We start from the raw sequence: 16,966 nt of genomic DNA, 5'->3' as shown, positions 1-16,966 counted from the left end.
TCCCCCCTTATTCCATAACATATACATTCAAAAAAAATCGCCAATTAAAAACTAGCCAACTCTAAAGTTAACCACTATTGTTTGGTAAGTTTTCGGACATACTACTATAATCTATTCCGTATGAATCTTATCATTCTCTAAAATATTAGCATCATCATTCATGCCAAATTCGACATGACTTTCAATCCATTTCCTTCTTGGTTCGACCTTATCACCCATTAGCGTTGTCACCCTTCGTTCGGCTCTTGCCAGATCCTCGATGGTTACCCGAATCAGTGTACGCGTTTCTGGATTCATGGTTGTTTCCCATAACTGATCAGCATTCATTTCGCCAAGCCCTTTATAACGTTGGATCGTATACCCATTTTTAAACTGTTTTAATGCTTCCTTTAGTTCACTGTCCTCCCAGGCATAGACGATCTTTTCACTTTTTCCTTTACCTTTGGAAATTTTATACAAAGGTGGTAATGCAATATAAACTTTGCCAGCTTCAACTAAAGATCGCATATATCGGTAAAAAAAAGTCAACAACAGTACTTGAATATGTGCGCCATCCGTGTCAGCATCTGTCATAATAATAATTTTATCATATTGAACATCGTCTAAATCAAAGTCACCGCCAACGCCTGCACCGATTGTGTGAATAATTGTTGATATCTCCTCATTTTTGAATACATCCTGAAGATTAGCTTTCTCCGTATTAATAACCTTTCCTCTTAACGGAAGAACTGCTTGAAATTTACGGTCACGGCCCTGTTTTGCGGAACCGCCGGCCGAATCCCCCTCCACTAAATATAATTCATTCTTCTTCGGATTTTTGGATTGAGCTGGTGTCAATTTTCCGCTTAAAAGTGTATCTTTTCGCCGTTTCTTCTTGCCTGACCTTGCTTCCTCCCGTGCTTTTCTGGCTGCAACCCTTGCCTCTTTTGCCTTAATCGCCTTTTTAATCAGCAATCCGGCAACGTCCGGATTTTCCTCCAAAAAGTATGCCAGCTTCTCGGAAACAACTGCATCTACAGCTGACCTTGCTTCCGATGTCCCAAGCTTTCCTTTTGTTTGGCCTTCAAACTGCAGTTTCTCCTCAGGAATCCGGACAGATACAATCGCTGTAAATCCTTCCCGAATGTCCGTACCTTCCAAATTTTTATCCTTTTCTTTTAACAAAGCTGTTTTTCTGGCATAGTCGTTAAAGCTTCGTGTTATCGCACTTCTTGCTCCAGATTCATGTGTACCACCATCTTTTGTACGCACATGATTCACAAAGGAAAGCATACTTTCCGCGTAACCATCATTAAACTGAAAAGCAAAATCAACCTCAATTTCCTGTTGCTGGCCTTCAAATGAAACAACCGGGTGGAGCGTATCCTTTTCTTCGTTCAAATAGGTAACAAATGATTCCAATCCATCTGGAAATTGGTAAACTTCTTTTTGTTTCTCCCGTTCGTCGATTAATTCAATTTTTAATCCTTTTAAGAGAAATGCTGCCTCACGCAACCGTTCTGATAAGGTTTCAAAATTAAATACCGTTGTTGAGAAGATAGTGTTATCCGGCTTGAACTGGATGATCGAACCTTTCTTACGTGTCGCGCCTCTTTTTTCCAAGGTTCCGACCGGTTTCCCACCGCTTTCAAACCGTTGAAAATAAGCGTAACCGTCGCGAAAACTGGTAACTTCCATCCACTCGGACAGGGCGTTGACAACAGAGGCACCAACACCATGTAATCCGCCACTCGTTTTGTAGCCGCCCTGACCAAATTTCCCACCAGCATGCAAAACGGTAAAAATGACTTCAATCGTTGGTCTGCCAGTACTATGCATTCCTGTTGGTATCCCCCGGCCGCCGTCCTCAACCGAGATACTATTATCTTTATGTATCGTTACTTTGATAAGCTCTCCGAATCCAGCCAACGCTTCATCGACAGCATTATCAACAATCTCAAAAACTAAATGATGGAGCCCGCGCGTATCTGTACTCCCGATGTACATACCAGGCCTTTTTCTTACCGCATCAAGACCTTCTAATATTTGAATCGAATCATCAGAATATTGTAATGGCTGTTTAACCAATGTAGACACTGCCCCTTCCTTAACCTCTTATTTCTATAGTAGAACGAATGTTTGTCGTTGTAAAGTATATTTTGTCTTATTCATACCTGAGCATGTCTAATAGTATACTACAATTAATTTCGGATTGTATAGCAATCATGTGAAATATACCCGCGCAAAAGGATGTTCAAAAGTCGCTAAATTGGGTCTTGAAGGTCGGGACGGCGTAGTAAGAGAGCATCAAGGAAAGCTCCCTCAAATTCACAACGTATGGAGGAAAATCGCTATACTCACCAAGGATTGAAAAAAGTAAGCATTATCGCTTGGTGACTTTTTGAACATCCTGTAAGGTAAAAAGGATGACTGGTCAGAGTCATCCCCCGAGCCTATTTATTGCCGATTAAAACGGAGTGGGCGACTTTAATACACATGTCCATTATAACAGTAATGCCGTGCTCTGTTAAAAAGTCATATGCCTCATCGTTTTCTATCCCTTGCTGTGCCCAAAATACGCTCGCTTCCGTAAGCACTGCTTCTTTAGCAATCCCAGGCAGAAATTCGGGCCGCCGGAAAACATTAATGATATCAATTTTCGCTGGAATATCAGTTAATGAGGAATAAGCTTTTTCACCAAGAACCTTATCGACTTTCGGATTAACCGGAATAATTTTATATCCCTGCTCCTGCATTCGCTTTGAAATTTGGTATGATGTGCGTTCCGGTTTGTCCGATAATCCGACAACAGCGATTGTTTTTGCTTCTTGCAATATATTTTTAATTGTTTCCTTTGCAGGGTTTTCCATTAACAAAACCTCCTCAATGCTTCAGTAGTCCTTGCTTAATTAAAAAATCCCTTGCTACTTTCTCTGGTGACTCATCTTCATAATCTACCAGATAGTTCATTTGCCGCATTTGATCGTCCGTTATTTTACCCCCAAGCTGATTTAAAATTCCCTCTAATCCAGGGTATTCTTCCAATGTTTCCGTACGTACAAGTGGTGCACCTTGATATGGCGGAAACAGATTTTGCGGATCATCCAATGTTACTAAGCCTAATTCTATCATATAACTGTCAGTAGCATAGGCATCAATTACATCGACTTCACCACTGGACAACGCTTCTTGGCGGATACCTGGTTCCATTGTTTTCACGTTTGCAATATCCAACCCGTAAACATCCTGCATCCCAACATAGCCATCGTACCGGTCTTTAAACTCTAATGTAAACCCTGCTGTTACATCGTTTTCAATCTTATTCAAATCGCCAATCGATTGCAAATCATGTTGTTCGGCAAATTCCTTAGTGGTTGCCACCGTATATGTGTTGTTGTATTTCATTGGCGCAAGCAGTTCCATATCATATTGTTTCTTCATTCCCTGCTTAGCCTGCTTGTATACTCGATCCGGATCAGTGCTTTTTGCTTCTTGTTTCATATGCGTAACAATCGCCGTACCGGTGAATTCCGGATAAATATCAATACTTCCTTTCTGTAAGGCGCTGAAGACAAATGCTGTTTTACCCAATCCGGGCTTTAATTTAACGTTTAAATCGGTATTTTCTTCAATCAACAGCTTGTACATATTAATTAGGATCGCTGGTTCAGATCCCAGCTTAGCCCCAATAACAAGGTCAGCCTTTTTACCGGAATGAAATAATAAAGGAGAAGCTACTACAAGAACGGCGATCATTAACATTGCCACAAATGATTTAAATCCTGCTCTCCGGGAAATCCGTTCAAACCCTCGTAAAATAAAGTCGAGGATAATGGCGAGCAATGCTGCGGGAATTGCCCCCAGCAGTATTAGATTAATATCTGCACCACGGTCAAGACCTAATAAAATTAATTCCCCTAAGCCGCCAGCACCAATTAATGCCGCGATTGTTGTTGTGCCAACGATTAAAACCATTGACGTACGAATCCCTGCCATAATCACAGGCATAGCAATTGGCAGTTCTACTTTCGTCAATCGTTTTAACGAATTCATCCCCATTCCTGTTGCCGCTTCCTTAAGTGCAGGGGCTACCTCCTTTATTCCTGTATACGTGTTACGTAAAATTGGCAATAAACCGTAGGCCGTTAATGCTATAATTGCTGGTGTTGTCCCAATCCCAAAGAATGGAATAAGAAATGCTAATACGGCAAGACTTGGAATGGTTTGCATGATTGCGGAGACTCCAATTATCGGTTCAGCAACCCGTTCATATCTCGTAAGGATTAACCCTAAAGGCACGGCAATAATAATCGCAATGATGAGCGAAATAAGCGAAATTTGTAAATGCTCCCAAATGGTTTCCACTAATACATCTTGTCGTTTTTCGAAAACGGAGATAAACGTTTCCATTATTGGATCACCCCGTTTTCCATTTTTGTTTTGCTTTTAAGAAAGGCAACAATATCTTTGTAGCTTAAAACACCGACTAATTTTTGCTCTTTTACAACCGGAAATAATACTTGGTCACTCGATTGGATAATCTCTGTCGCTTTATACAATGGCAAATGATTGTCCAATGTTTTGACCTCATGGAAAATTCCGTTCGTTGCTGCACCGTAATACATGTTATGTTCATCCCGGATAATATACGTACCGGCAGTTTGATATGTCTTTTCAGCAAACACTTTTTTCGTAATCACCCGATCATTTGATTGATCGGCAATGACGTCAACAGCCGTTTGCCACGGTGATTTTCGTTCCCCAATAAAATCTTTGACGAATTGGGTCGCTGGATGCAAAATAAGCTCTTGTGGTGTATCCATCTGGACGACCTGACCATGTCGCATTAGACATACTTTATCACCGATTGCCATCGCTTCATCCATATCGTGAGTTACGAAAACAATCGTCTTTTTAATTTCTTTTTGTAATTTGCGAATATCACTTTGCAGCTGTTCACGGCTAATAGGATCCAATGCACTAAATGGTTCATCCATTAAAATAATGTCCGGATCTGCGGCAAGTGCACGTATGACGCCAATACGCTGCTGCTGACCGCCGGATAATTCACTTGGCATCCTTTTTTGATATGTGGCAGGATCAAGTCCAACCATATCCAGTAACTCTCTCCCTCGTTCACGGATTTTTTTGCGTTTCCATTTTTTCATTTCCGGTACAACTGCAATATTTTCCTCAATTGTCATATGCGGAAATAAGGCAATCTCTTGCAAAACATATCCAATATTCCAGCGTAATTCATGAATATTATAATCATTAATGTCTTTATCATTTATGTATATTGCCCCAGATGTAGGCTCAATTAACCGATTAATCATTTTCATTGTTGTTGTTTTCCCACAGCCGCTTGGACCGATTAGGGTGACCAATTCTCCGTTATTTACCTGGAGCGAGAAGTCTTTTAATGCTTCAGTCCCGTCTGGATATACCTTGTTTACCCGATTAAATTCAATCACCTGTTTCTTTCCCTCCTTAGATAGAATTCTTTTAATGGTCATACCCTTATTACTAGTTTTAGAAACATGTACGAAAATTGCAAGTCAAAAACATCGAATGAACGAAAGCTAAATGAATAAGTTGCGATTATAGGTTCTTTCCTGGACAAGTTCATGGTAGAATAAACTATACAATTGTTATATTAAGAGAGAAGGAATCATATGGAATATGTTGTATTCGCTTGTCTGGCATACATTTTAGGTTCAATACCATCCGCATTGATCGTGGGAAAAGCAGGATATAAAATAGACATACGCGAGCATGGCAGTGGTAATTTGGGTGCAACCAACACCTTTCGTGTATTAGGTTTAAAGGCAGGAATTATTGTTACTCTATCTGATATTTTAAAAGGAACATTAGCAACACTTCTTCCATTACTTGTTGATGCAGACGTTTACCGGCTCGTAATTGGGCTATTTGCCGTTATTGGTCATACATACCCACTGTTTGCAAAATTTAAGGGCGGGAAAGCAGTGGCAACTTCAGGAGGTATTATTTTAGGCGTTAGTCCGCTATTATTCATTATTATGATCGTTACATTCCTGCTTACGTTATATCTCTCTAAATATGTTTCCCTATCATCGATGATAACAGGGATAGTTGCGGTCATTGCAGCTATTTTGCTCAAGGAGGATATTTTCCTGATTATCGCTGTAGCTGCATTAACTATCTTCGTCTTCTATCGCCACAAGGAAAATATTAAACGTATTAAAAACAAAACCGAACCAAAAATTACCTGGATGTGATAGTCAGAGGTTAGAGGCCAGATTGGTGGAAACTGGTGAGGGTGCAGGTTTTCCAGGATTGTGTAGCTTTAATTTTTTAAGCATTATTTCCAGTTGGTTGCAGAAGTATCCATTACAGCATACTTTTGCTTTTTTTCCTGGGTTTTAAGTATAAAGTCACTTCATTCGGTGGGAGGTATTTCATCCCGTTAATGCGTGATAAACCAATCAATTGAATATTACTGCTCACTTCAGTATACTTTAATTGTTAGGAGCAGAGAGGTGATGACGCTATGAATAAATTTGAAACACTCCCAAAAAAACAATTACCAAACAAAGCAGAACGACATAAATTATTTGGTTCGGTTGAGCCTGGTCCGAAAACGAAACCGGTTGAAAAAAGTAAAATGGCCGATTTGCAAAATACAAAAAAAGACTTTTTATTTGATCTGGATGAAGTTGGCATTACTAATGTGAAGCATCCAATCGTAATTACCAGCAATTTGCATCCCGAAACACAAACAAGTATTGGTACATTTCGATTTACGTCAGCAATCGAAAAAACAAGTAAAGGGACAAATATGAGCCGCTTTACTGAACAGCTGAATCTGTACCATGAAGCAGGTTTCTCTGCGGATATAGCTACATTGAAACGGTTTACGAAAGATCTTGCTGAACGTTTAAAGCAACGTGACGCTGAAATTACGGTTACCTTTCCCTGGTTTTATGAACGACGCGGTCCACAATCAGACCTTTCTGGCATGAACCACGCGGATTGTGGAATAACGGTTGCTTATGACCAGAAAAAAGGATTTAACGTTTCTACCTCCCTATCGGTGCCAGTCACAACGTTATGTCCTTGTTCCAAAGAGATTAGTGAATACAGTGCACACAATCAACGTGGCTATGTAACGATGGAAATTAATTTGGATGATAATGTTGATGAAACCAAACTGGATTGGAAGGAACAGCTGCTTAATGCTGCGGAAAGTAATGCAAGCTCAAGGCTACATCCTGTTTTGAAACGACCAGATGAAAAAATGGTTACAGAAGCGGCATATGAAAACCCAAGATTTGTTGAAGATATGGTGCGGCTTGTTGCTGCTGATCTTTACGAGATGCCTTTTGTTAAAAAATTTAAAGTTGTCTGCCGTAATGAGGAATCCATTCATATGCATGATGCGATTGCATCCGTGACGTATGATAAGAAACATGCTGAGACATCGATCTGAACTTCTTGTTAAATCGCAGTGAAGAAGGATAATAATATGAAATACATTTTCATCACATTAATCAAATTTTACCGGAAAGCAATCAGTCCATTTAAACCGCCTTCGTGCCGATTTTATCCTACATGTTCCGAATACGGGCTGGAGGCCTTTAGACGGTTTGGAGCAATTAAGGGGAGCTATTTAACCATTAAACGGATCGGGAAATGCCACCCATTTCATCCTGGTGGGGTTGATTTAGTACCGGAAAAGAAAGAGAAAAAACAGAAACGGTTTAAAGGGAGCTGACGGGTTTGAAACTACACGTGACAAATGATACGGCTGAATGGTATAAAAGTGAGTTTGACCTGCAAACGCCTGCCCGGTTGCGCTATTATGTACGATATGGATTTGGCGGTCATATTCCCGGGTTCTCGTTAGGGGTCCGTGTGGATACCCCGAACGAAATGTACACCAGTTATCAGGTTGACGATTTAACTTTTTTTATTGAGGCAAAAGATGCCTGGTATTTTGAAGAGAAAGATTTGTTTGTAAAACTTAACAAGGCTAAAAATGAACCTGAATTCAGCTACGAATAGATTCTATACCAACAAAAAAGGAAGATTGGCTCCTATCCGATTTTCCTTTTTTTATAAGATAAGGAAGTTTAAAAATTAAGCCTCTATTCTGCTCTCGGCAGTAAGCCACGTCCAGCTCCAGCGCCCAGTGTGCTTCCCTCACCTCCGTACGATAAGTCAACATCGGCTCGGGTGGGAAGGAAGGCCGACTAAGAACGGCCTTTGCGGCCAACGTCGGCATACCCCTATGAAGGGGCATGTTTCCTTTATCTCCTGCGGTAGGAATGTTCGGTTAAAACCGCTGCTTTGCGCAGCAACACCGAACCACCCTGCTTGGCAGGGCGCAGCACATACGCCGCTAACCGGGCGCTTGCGCCTTTGTTCTTTATAGATTAAATCGTCTTATTTGTCCCCACTGCTGTTCATTGCGCAAAATCAGTTTTTGCCGCTCGCCAAATAAGTCGAAATGAGGATAATCCTGATAGTGATCAATCCATTCTTCCTTTAAACCATATTTATTGCCCCACGAAATCAATTTCTTCACGTCGCTACACCCAACTTTTGTAACCGTATTACAGCCAGGAAATCTTGGATCTTGCCAATAATGGGTCAGGAAAGCAATATTCCCACTTCTCACTTCACGCTTCCATTGTAATATATCCTGACGTTTTAACCCGAAGGCCATCAGGAATCTCCTTTTATTTGCCTGGAATATGCTTCATGCCAATCAGGGAACGCACGCCTTAATGATAATGGCCGGAAGCTGTCTTTTTTGACAATGACATGTTCGGTTGTACCGCTTACAGCTACATTACCAGCTCCATTCAAAATTTGATAGGCATAAACAGAACGTAAGCCATCATATTTTTCCAGCCATGTTTCAACAATAGCTTCTTCCCCGTAACGAATTGGCTTTTTAAAAGAAATTTGCGCATCTATAACAGGTGAAACAACGTTATGTTTTTCCATGTCTGCATAGTTAAGTCCAAGATTTTCGATAAATTTGGTTCTGCCTATTTCAAACCAAACTAAATAATTGGCATGGTAGACAACACCCATTTGATCGGTTTCCTGATATCTTACTTCTATTGGTGTCCGTACTTTGCTCAATGTTAAGATCCTCCTTCTACTACTGCCACTAAATAGTTTATCATAAATAAGCAGCAAATGAAGGAACTTTGCTTTTCATTAAAAAACCCGGAATACATTAGTCCGGGTTTTTGGTTTTAGGATTGCTGTTGGTCATGCGCTTCATCTTTTATTTCCTGTCGCATTCCTTCAATAGCTTCCTCACGACGTTTATTTTTTTCTTTAATCTTTTCTCTTTCTTCATCAGAAGAAAATTCCATCGTATCATGTGCTTTTTCAATATTTTGAATCGTATCCTGTACCATACTTTGCAGTTTTTCTACATTATCGCTTCGGTCATCAGGCTTTGGTTTGTAAGAATCATTTGCCATTTTGAATCTCCTTTCCTGTAAAGTATCATCATTATATTCTGCAATAATGTTTTTACTATACAAAAAAACAGCTTTCACTTTGATATCATCCAAAAGTTGAAAGCTGTTTACTGGCACTACTTTTCATTCTTTCTTTTTAAAAATTGATTCCGTTTCATTTCTAAATTTTGCTCAATTTTTTCCATTAATACTTGATCCTGTAATATTTGTTCGCGGTTTTGGCTAACCAATTCGTCAAATGTCAGTTTTTTCTTTAAAGAAATCGTAATCCACTCCTTTTTTTATTAAGAGTATTACCATTTCTTTAGAAAATTATAATCATTCTAAGCTGTGAAGCGTTTCTGTCATAAATTCATAGGTCATGGGACCGACCTTTTTTTCCTGCTGAATCTTCCCGTCGGTGCCGATAAAGTATGTTGTTGGTAGTCCAAAAATTGCATATTGATTAGCAACCTTCATATCTTTGTCCAATAATATCGGATACGTATAACCATTTTCCTCAATAAAATTTCTTGCCTTTCCCACGTTAGGCTCTGTATTTACAGCCACTATTTCTACCTCATCTTTGTGTTCGTCATAAAACTTTTGCATCTCTGGCATCTCAATTCGACATGGCCCACACCAGCTGGCCCAAAAATTCAAAAAGACTTTCTTTCCCCTAAAATCTGATAGTCTGACTGTGTCTCCATCAAGTGATTCCAGTTCAAAATCCGGAGCCGGTTGGCCAGGTTCAATACTTGATTTTCCCGGTGAAACGATCGCAGCACCTTTCACGTCTGGATCTTTGCTTATGTTTACTGCAGTCTTATCGGTATCTGCTGCTGATTGTTCCTTATTTTTTTCCGCAAAATTGAAAATCAATATTCCTGCCAGTAGCGCAATCACTGCAATTCCAAGTATTTGTTTCATTGAAATGTCTCTCCTTACTGAGGCTTCCATAATACTTATTACAGTATGCATGATGTCATTCCTATTTGTAAAGGAAACATGATCATTGTTGGAAAATGGTCAAAAATAAAAATAAGTCCTTACACATAATACTTCTTGTAAGGACTTATTTTACACTAGATTAATTCTCCAGTTTATTACGTAAAACCATTTGTAAAATACCACCATGGCGATAGTAGTCAATTTCTACTTCACTGTCAAAACGGGCAATTGCTTTGAATGTAGTCGTTTTGCCATTTTCATCGACGGCTGTAACATTTACAAGATCATGCGGCTGTACATTTTCGTCTACTTCAACAGTAAATGATTCTTTACCGGTTAAACCTAGTTTATCGGCATTTTGACCTTTTTCAAATTGTAATGGAAGTACACCCATCATAACAAGGTTTGAGCGATGAATCCGTTCAAAGCTTTCTGCAATAACCGTTTTAATACCGAGCAGAATTGTTCCCTTAGCTGCCCAATCACGTGATGAGCCCATCCCATAATCCTTGCCACCCATGACAAGTAGTCCAGTGCCATTTTCCTGATACTTCATTGCAGCATCATAAATTGGCATTACTTCTTCTGTTGGCCAGTACGTTGTATACCCGCCTTCCGTACCTGGTGCAAGTAAATTACGAATCCGAATGTTGGCGAATGTTCCACGCATCATAACTTCGTGGTTACCACGTCTTGAACCATAGGAGTTAAAGTTACGTGGTGACACACCTTTATCCTGCAGATATTTTCCAGCTGGCATATCCTTTGCGATTGCTCCAGCAGGTGAAATATGGTCGGTTGTTACAGAGTCGCCAAATTTACCAATCGCACGTAAATCCGTTAGCGGTTTAACAGAACCCGCCTCTTTTGATAACCCTTCAAAGAATGGCGGGTTTTGAATATAGGTAGATTCTTCATCCCACTCGAATAAAGGTTCATCTGTTGTTTCAATTTCGTTCCATTTTTCATTCGAACTAAAGACATTTTCGTATTCTTTACGGAAAATCTCAGGTTTAACAACACTTTCGACTTGTTCTTTTATCTCTTCCATTGTTGGCCAAATATCTTTCATATAAACTGGATTTCCGTCTTTATCCGTACCAAGTGATTCTGTAGTCAGGTCAATATCAACGGTTCCCGCTAACGCATAGGCAACAACCAATGGTGGTGAAGCCAAATAGTTTGCTTTCACTAATGGATGGATACGCCCCTCGAAGTTGCGGTTACCAGATAATACGGACGAAACTGTCAAATCATTTTTTGCAATGGCTGCTTCAATTTCTTCACGTAAAGGACCGGAGTTACCGATACATGTTGTACAGCCATAACCGACCAAATTAAAGCCAATTTGATCCAGATATTGCTGCAGGCCAGAATCGTCCAGGTACCTTGTGACAACTTTTGATCCTGGTGCCAGAGATGTTTTAACATATTCAGGTACATGTAATCCTTTTTCAACAGCCTTTTTAGCTACTAACCCGGCACCGAGCATGACATAAGGGTTTGATGTATTGGTGCATGATGTAATGGCAGCAATTGCCAGTGCACCGGTTTTCATAACCGAAGTTTTACCATTTGGATGTTCTATGGTTACTTCTTTATTAAATTCCGTTTTATCCAAACCTAATCCCTGATTACCTGCGGGTGCTGTCACCGCTTTATTAAATTCCTTTTTCATGTTGGATAAAGCAATTAAATCCTGCGGGCGTTTAGGACCTGACAAGTTCGGTTCCAGTTCGGAAAGATTGATTTCTACCAGCTCCGTGTATTCCGGATCTGCCTGATCAGGAGAATACCACAGATTGTTTTCCTTGCAATACTTCTCAACTAATGCAATATGCTCCTCACTACGGCCGGTTAAACGTAAATAGCTTAATGATTCATCATCGACCGGGAAGAATCCGCATGTTGCACCATATTCTGGAGCCATGTTGGAAATTGTTGCACGATCAGCAAGCGGCATATCTTGTAACCCGGGGCCGAAATATTCAACAAACTTGCCAACAACATTCTTCTCGCGCAATACCTGTGTTACCTTTAACGCTAGGTCTGTAGCTGTTGTTCCTTGTGGAAAGCTACCGATAAATTTAACACCAATTACCTCAGGTGCAGGGAAATAAGATGGCTGACCCAGCATGCCTGCTTCCGCCTCAATACCACCAACACCCCAGCCAAGTACACCCAGCCCATTTATCATCGTCGTATGGGAGTCGGTACCAACCAGTGTATCCGGAAATGCATCATAGGTTCCGTCCTCATTTTCCAGACCATGGACAACACTGGCAATATATTCCAGGTTTACTTGGTGAACGATTCCTGTTGCAGGTGGAACAGCTCGATAGTTTTCAAATGCCTTTTGTGCCCAGTTTAAAAATTGGTAACGCTCAGCATTCCGCTCGAATTCAAGCTCCATATTTGCTTTAAGTGCATTAGGTGTTCCGTACTGGTCAACTTGTACGGAGTGATCAATTACTAAATCAACTGGCACTTCCGGATTGATTTTATCCGGCTCGCCACCCATATCAACCATTGCTTTTCGTAATGAAGCAAGGTCAACAACGGCAGGTACACCAGTGAAATCCTGTAAAATAACGCGTGAAGGTTTGAATGGCACATCTACCCCTTTGCCATCTTTTGTTCCCCATTTTGCTAATCCTGTTACATGTTCATCTTTAATAACACGACCATCATGTTGACGAATAAGCGATTCTAGTAACACACGAATAGAAAATGGTAAACGTGATATATTACTAGATCCACCGTCTTCCAACGCTTTTAAATGATAGTAGTTATACGTTTTTCCATTTAGTTCAAATTGCTTTTTCGCTTGAAACGCATCCTGTTTTGTCATGTAAGCCATACCCCTTTCAAATTGTCAACTATTCTGACCATACCCCAACTAGAATAGTAGACAGCAAAAATACATGTATCATCTACTTTATATTAAATGATTTTTGTGCGAAAAAGCAACTGTTTCCAGCTGTACGGCATATAGTAAATATTTATGTAAATTGATAACCAATACTTATCGAGGATATGAACAAAGGCGCAAGCGCCCGGTTTAAGGAAGGATGACTAAAACCGGCACGTCAATAACCAACGTCGGCATGACCTGCATCCTGCAGCCCGCGTATATGCTGCGCCCTGCCATTTAGTGTGGTTCGGTGTTGCCGCCGGGAGCGGGGGTTTTAACCGAACATTCCTACCTTAGAAGATAAAGGAAACATGCCCCTTGCCCAGCGTTCTAAGCCGGCCTGCTAATTTGGCAACTTTTGCACATGCACATATATAGCTTTTAAATGATAGTGAATTGTCAAATTATACCTCTAGTAATCTGCCGCCTTTTGAAATACGATGGAGAAGGTACTTCCCTTATCTGCATTTTGGGAAATATCCAATTTGGCATTGTGCCGATCCAGAATTTGCTTTGTGATCATCAATCCAAGTCCTGTTCCATTTTGCTTCGTGGTGAAAAACGGCTCTCCCAGTTTATGTATGATTTCCTCTGATATACCTGGCCCCTGATCGATCACATCAATGACAACTTGTCGATCCGAAGTATGAACTTGTATATGGATCGTTCCCTCATCTTCCATTGCTTCAATGGCATTTTTAGTTAAATTAATTAATACTTGTTTAATCTGCGAACGGTCGCAATGAACGAGAACGTCGGTTGATTGTTCCCATTCAAACGTTATTCCCTTTAACCTCGCTTGCGGCTTTAATAATTCGGTAACATCCCGAATCATTTCTGCTATCGATTCCTTTTGTTTATTATCGGTCATCGGTTTTGAGATAAATAAAAGCTCGGATGTAATAGTTTCCATTTTTTCAATTTCATCAATCATAATTTTATAATATTCTTTTTTCCGATCAACACCTGCTTGCAACAATTGAATAAACCCTTTTAGAGATGTTAATGGATTACGGATTTCATGGGCGACCCCTGCTGCCAATTGTCCAGCAATTGACATTTTTTCCGAACGGATCATCATCTCTTCCATCTCTTTTTTGTCTGAAATATCCCGTAATGCCGAAATATAATAAACGTTTCCGGTTTCGTCCTTTATCCTTTCCACTTTACATTCTGACCATATATATTTACCATCCTTATCCCGAATATTGATGTTGAAAATTTGTCCGGTTTGTTCCGTACCCTTAAGCTGTTCTTCCATATATGCGGCATCTTCCGGTAAAATTTTTTCGTACCACTGTGTTCCTTTAAGCTCCATCGTTTTGTACCCCAGCAAACGTTCCACAGACTTTGATACAAAGCAGACCTTCCCGTTACGATCCCAGATTGTAATAACATCACTTCGGTTTTCTTCACTCCAATCAACCATAACTCCTGGGAGAGTTGTCGCATCGTGAAAAATGAAGTTATCATTTCCCGCAGACTTGCATTGCGTTTGATTTTGCGTATTCGCTTTATCACCTGATTTTTTATCCACATTTAATTTTTGCCTCAATACCATTGCCCCCTTTTTTGCAAAATCCAACATTTATCCCTCTAAATCTACTTATATGTATTATCGTATACAATTATGATACTTGTTTGTGTGGTAAACTCCTATTATAATTAAGAGTGAGTTGTAATCTTGATTCACACGAATAAAAGCATCAAGTATTTGTATCTTACTATAAAAAGCGAAAAAAATAAATCTTTAGAACTCTTTACATAATTGATTTATCGATAAAATCAGGAGAAAATAGGTGAAATTATGTCGATCTTAATGGATTATTTCATTATCATATGGGGGATCCTGCTCATAACACTCATGTCAATCGGCGGCTTCTTTATGTTCCGTAAATTTTTAAAACGATTGCCTAAGGAAGATGGCAAATCAACCATGGACTGGGAAGAATATTACATGGAGAAAACGAAAGATATGTGGGGCGACAGCGAAAAAAAGTTATTAGAAGAATTAGTATCTCCTGTCCCTGAATTGTTCCGCGATGTAGCCAGACAATCAATTGCCAGTAAGATTGGCGAAGTCGCACTCAGGAAACAGAGTAAGAAAATAACGCAGGACGTGCTTATTGAAGGTTATATCATTGCTACGCCAAAACGTGATCACAAGTTTTTAAGGAAAAAACTGCGCGAAAAAGAAATCGATATTACGCCTTATGAACCTTTATTTCAGCTTTCACCGGGAACGTACAAATACAAAGTAAAACAAAAATTAAAACAAAAACGCCCGCAGTAATACGGGCGTTTCCTTATACACTATGATATTTTTAATTCCTTTTCCAATTTCTTGTATTTGTATAACATGGCTAGTCTCCATGATAAAATCATGCCAAACGCAAGTAAAAAGAACATTCCACTCGTTTCACCCAATGAAATCGTACTGCCAATAATCAGCTTAATGATAATTCGTACAAGGAGTAAACCGAATAAAATAAACACAAATGATTTTGACGGAATCAAATAAATGTCATTGTCCTTTATTTCAAATTTTGATGTTTTAATAAGAAATATGGAAAAAAATACTCCCACAAAAAATGCCTCTAAAACTTGTGTCCAGGCAACACGAAATTCAGGCACAAAAAACATACATGCACCGGTACTCATAAATAACGGCGGTAAAATGATTTTCTTTACCGAAGCCGGTTTTTTTGCAGCCTTTAATCGAACAAAAATCATGGTGGTAGCCATAAAAAAAGCAACTACCGTACTTGCAATAACCCAAAACATGTTTCATCAACTCTTTCTTGGATGACTACCAGCCCGCTTCATTTTATGTAATACACGATCTATTGTTTCCAGGACACGATTCTCATCAAACGGCTTCACAATAAAATCCTTTGCCCCGATTTCAATTGCACGGGTAACAACCTTTTGCTGACCCATCGCGGAACATACGATGATTTTTGCATGTTCATCATACTTGATAATTTCTTTCATCGCATCTATACCGTTCATTACAGGCATGGTAATGTCCATTGTCACTAAATCAGGATTTGTTCTCTTATACAGTTCAATTGCTTCATTTCCATCCTTTGCCTCGCCAACAATTTCATGATTTTCTCTTTTAAAAATGGATGCTAATGTAACCCGCATAAATGCTGCATCATCAACTATCAGAATCCTCGCCAATCTCGTTCCCCTCCAGCCCATCTTCTTGATCATTTGCGATGGTTAGAATAATTGTCATGGTTACCCCCAATACAGTCACATAAACACCAAGATCAAAAAGCATTGCCGTTGCAAGTTCTACTTCACCAAAAATTGGCAATGTAAAGTGTCCGAATGTATGTGATAAGAAAGGTACATCAAAAACAAATGAGCCGATTCCAGTTGCTACGGCAATTAGTAATCCGATTGGAATCAGAGTCCGGTAATTAATCGGTAAGATTTTATTTACCGTTTCCATTCCATACGCCATATTCATCAGAACAATTGCTGAGGCAGTCATCAGGCCACCAACAAAGCCCCCGCCAGGTGAATTATGACCTGCAAGCAATAAATAAACGGCAAATCCTAATAAAATAAATGCAATTAATGATGTTGTTGTACGCAATATGAGATCATTCGGTTTAAACATGTAATACGGCCCCTTTTAAAAACA

19 protein-coding genes are annotated in these 16,966 nt (G+C 39.7%); 5 read left to right on the top strand and 14 right to left on the bottom strand.

Going from position 1 to position 16,966, the window contains the following annotated elements:
• Window positions 1–111: 111 nt before the first annotated feature.
• The 4 genes from parE to IEX12_RS02855 all read right to left on the bottom strand — a co-directional run bounded on the left by parE (window position 112) and on the right by IEX12_RS02855 (window position 5,453).
• A complete protein-coding gene (gene parE / locus IEX12_RS02870) occupies window positions 112–2,067 on the bottom strand; it encodes a DNA topoisomerase IV subunit B (RefSeq protein WP_088050306.1) in 1,956 nt (651 codons plus the stop codon).
• A 365-nt stretch (window positions 2,068–2,432) separates the two neighbouring features.
• Entirely contained in the window at window positions 2,433–2,849 is a 417-nt protein-coding gene (locus IEX12_RS02865) for a CoA-binding protein (protein ID WP_088050305.1), read from the bottom strand.
• Between the two features lie 13 nt (window positions 2,850–2,862).
• Window positions 2,863–4,389, bottom strand: a complete 1,527-nt coding sequence (locus tag IEX12_RS02860; RefSeq protein WP_088050304.1) for an ABC transporter permease/substrate-binding protein — start codon at window positions 4,387–4,389, stop codon at window positions 2,863–2,865.
• Window positions 4,389–5,453 (bottom strand): ABC transporter ATP-binding protein, encoded by a 1,065-nt coding sequence (locus tag IEX12_RS02855; RefSeq protein WP_088050303.1) that lies wholly within the window; start codon window positions 5,451–5,453, stop codon window positions 4,389–4,391. The genes IEX12_RS02860 and IEX12_RS02855 overlap by 1 nt, the downstream gene beginning before the upstream one ends.
• A gap of 201 nt (window positions 5,454–5,654) precedes the next feature.
• Here IEX12_RS02855 and plsY point away from each other — a divergent pair, with 201 nt between their 5' ends.
• The 4 genes from plsY to IEX12_RS02835 all read left to right on the top strand — a co-directional run bounded on the left by plsY (window position 5,655) and on the right by IEX12_RS02835 (window position 8,025).
• Entirely contained in the window at window positions 5,655–6,239 is a 585-nt protein-coding gene (gene plsY, locus IEX12_RS02850; protein ID WP_088050302.1) for a glycerol-3-phosphate 1-O-acyltransferase PlsY, read from the top strand.
• 272 nt (window positions 6,240–6,511) lie between these two features.
• Window positions 6,512–7,450: a GTP cyclohydrolase FolE2 gene (folE2, locus tag IEX12_RS02845; protein ID WP_102415223.1), complete on the top strand. Its 939-nt coding sequence runs from the start codon at window positions 6,512–6,514 to the stop codon at window positions 7,448–7,450.
• 36 nt (window positions 7,451–7,486) lie between these two features.
• On the top strand, window positions 7,487–7,735 hold the full coding sequence (gene yidD, locus IEX12_RS02840; protein WP_102415224.1) for a membrane protein insertion efficiency factor YidD: 249 nt from the start codon (window positions 7,487–7,489) through the stop codon (window positions 7,733–7,735).
• A gap of 5 nt (window positions 7,736–7,740) precedes the next feature.
• Entirely contained in the window at window positions 7,741–8,025 is a 285-nt protein-coding gene (locus tag IEX12_RS02835; protein ID WP_102415225.1) for a HesB/YadR/YfhF family protein, read from the top strand.
• Window positions 8,026–8,389: 364 nt separating this feature from the next.
• Here the strand turns inward: IEX12_RS02835 and IEX12_RS02830 are convergent, their stop codons facing one another.
• From IEX12_RS02830 to IEX12_RS02800, 7 genes are all read right to left on the bottom strand, one after another.
• A complete protein-coding gene (locus tag IEX12_RS02830; RefSeq protein ID WP_188724622.1) occupies window positions 8,390–8,689 on the bottom strand; it encodes a hypothetical protein in 300 nt (99 codons plus the stop codon).
• The gene (locus IEX12_RS02825; protein WP_188724621.1) at window positions 8,689–9,114 is read right to left on the bottom strand and encodes an acyl-CoA thioesterase; all 426 of its coding nucleotides are present in this window, start codon (window positions 9,112–9,114) and stop codon (window positions 8,689–8,691) included. Before IEX12_RS02825 ends, IEX12_RS02830 begins: the two co-directional genes overlap by 1 nt.
• Window positions 9,115–9,230: 116 nt before the next feature.
• Entirely contained in the window at window positions 9,231–9,464 is a 234-nt protein-coding gene (gene tlp / locus IEX12_RS02820; RefSeq protein WP_088050991.1) for a small acid-soluble spore protein Tlp, read from the bottom strand.
• A gap of 116 nt (window positions 9,465–9,580) precedes the next feature.
• A complete protein-coding gene (locus IEX12_RS02815) occupies window positions 9,581–9,709 on the bottom strand; it encodes an FbpB family small basic protein (protein WP_250889635.1) in 129 nt (42 codons plus the stop codon).
• Between the two features lie 73 nt (window positions 9,710–9,782).
• Window positions 9,783–10,373: a TlpA family protein disulfide reductase gene (locus IEX12_RS02810; RefSeq protein ID WP_088050295.1), complete on the bottom strand. Its 591-nt coding sequence runs from the start codon at window positions 10,371–10,373 to the stop codon at window positions 9,783–9,785.
• Between the two features lie 160 nt (window positions 10,374–10,533).
• Complete coding sequence (gene acnA / locus IEX12_RS02805; RefSeq protein WP_188724620.1) at window positions 10,534–13,245, bottom strand: aconitate hydratase AcnA; 2,712 nt, start codon at window positions 13,243–13,245, stop codon at window positions 10,534–10,536.
• A 475-nt stretch (window positions 13,246–13,720) separates the two neighbouring features.
• Entirely contained in the window at window positions 13,721–14,863 is a 1,143-nt protein-coding gene (locus IEX12_RS02800) for an ATP-binding protein (RefSeq protein WP_230856019.1), read from the bottom strand.
• 252 nt (window positions 14,864–15,115) lie between these two features.
• On the opposite strand from IEX12_RS02800, the gene IEX12_RS02795 reads away from it, so the two are divergent.
• Entirely contained in the window at window positions 15,116–15,601 is a 486-nt protein-coding gene (locus IEX12_RS02795; protein ID WP_188724619.1) for a DUF2621 family protein, read from the top strand.
• Window positions 15,602–15,621: 20 nt separating this feature from the next.
• On the opposite strand, the gene IEX12_RS02790 is transcribed toward IEX12_RS02795, so the two are convergent.
• From IEX12_RS02790 to IEX12_RS02780, 3 genes are read right to left on the bottom strand one after another with little or no spacing between them, the layout of a single operon-like run.
• Window positions 15,622–16,092, bottom strand: a complete 471-nt coding sequence (locus tag IEX12_RS02790; protein ID WP_188724618.1) for a CcdC family protein — start codon at window positions 16,090–16,092, stop codon at window positions 15,622–15,624.
• Window positions 16,093–16,098: 6 nt separating this feature from the next.
• Window positions 16,099–16,494 (bottom strand): response regulator, encoded by a 396-nt coding sequence (locus tag IEX12_RS02785; protein WP_088050291.1) that lies wholly within the window; start codon window positions 16,492–16,494, stop codon window positions 16,099–16,101.
• Complete coding sequence (locus IEX12_RS02780) at window positions 16,472–16,942, bottom strand: Na(+)/H(+) antiporter subunit B (protein WP_088050290.1); 471 nt, start codon at window positions 16,940–16,942, stop codon at window positions 16,472–16,474. Before IEX12_RS02780 ends, IEX12_RS02785 begins: the two co-directional genes overlap by 23 nt.
• Window positions 16,943–16,966: the final 24 nt, after the last annotated feature.

Source organism: Lentibacillus populi, from assembly GCA_014642895.1.
GTDB classification, from domain to species: domain Bacteria; phylum Bacillota; class Bacilli; order Bacillales; family Amphibacillaceae; genus Lentibacillus_C; species Lentibacillus_C populi.
The sequence above is the reverse complement of the archived record's forward strand: the minus strand, read 5'-3'. Positions and strand labels throughout refer to the sequence as shown.

Bases quoted from the DNA above. Each gene is read 5' to 3' on its own strand.
- IEX12_RS02860 (WP_088050304.1), bottom strand. From the start codon at position 4,389: ATGGAAACGTTTATCTCCGTTTTCGAAAAACGACAAGATGTATTAGTG.
- yidD (WP_102415224.1), top strand. From the start codon at position 7,487: ATGAAATACATTTTCATCACATTAATCAAATTTTACCGGAAAGCAATC.
- IEX12_RS02780 (WP_088050290.1), bottom strand. From the start codon at position 16,942: ATGTTTAAACCGAATGATCTCATATTGCGTACAACAACATCATTAATT.
- tlp (WP_088050991.1), bottom strand. From the start codon at position 9,464: ATGGCAAATGATTCTTACAAACCAAAGCCTGATGACCGAAGCGATAAT.
- folE2 (WP_102415223.1), top strand. From the start codon at position 6,512: ATGAATAAATTTGAAACACTCCCAAAAAAACAATTACCAAACAAAGCA.
- IEX12_RS02865 (WP_088050305.1), bottom strand. From the start codon at position 2,849: ATGGAAAACCCTGCAAAGGAAACAATTAAAAATATATTGCAAGAAGCA.
- IEX12_RS02790 (WP_188724618.1), bottom strand. From the start codon at position 16,092: ATGTTTTGGGTTATTGCAAGTACGGTAGTTGCTTTTTTTATGGCTACC.
- plsY (WP_088050302.1), top strand. From the start codon at position 5,655: ATGGAATATGTTGTATTCGCTTGTCTGGCATACATTTTAGGTTCAATA.
- acnA (WP_188724620.1), bottom strand. From the start codon at position 13,245: ATGACAAAACAGGATGCGTTTCAAGCGAAAAAGCAATTTGAACTAAAT.
- IEX12_RS02795 (WP_188724619.1), top strand. From the start codon at position 15,116: ATGTCGATCTTAATGGATTATTTCATTATCATATGGGGGATCCTGCTC.
- IEX12_RS02810 (WP_088050295.1), bottom strand. From the start codon at position 10,373: ATGAAACAAATACTTGGAATTGCAGTGATTGCGCTACTGGCAGGAATA.
- IEX12_RS02830 (WP_188724622.1), bottom strand. From the start codon at position 8,689: ATGGCCTTCGGGTTAAAACGTCAGGATATATTACAATGGAAGCGTGAA.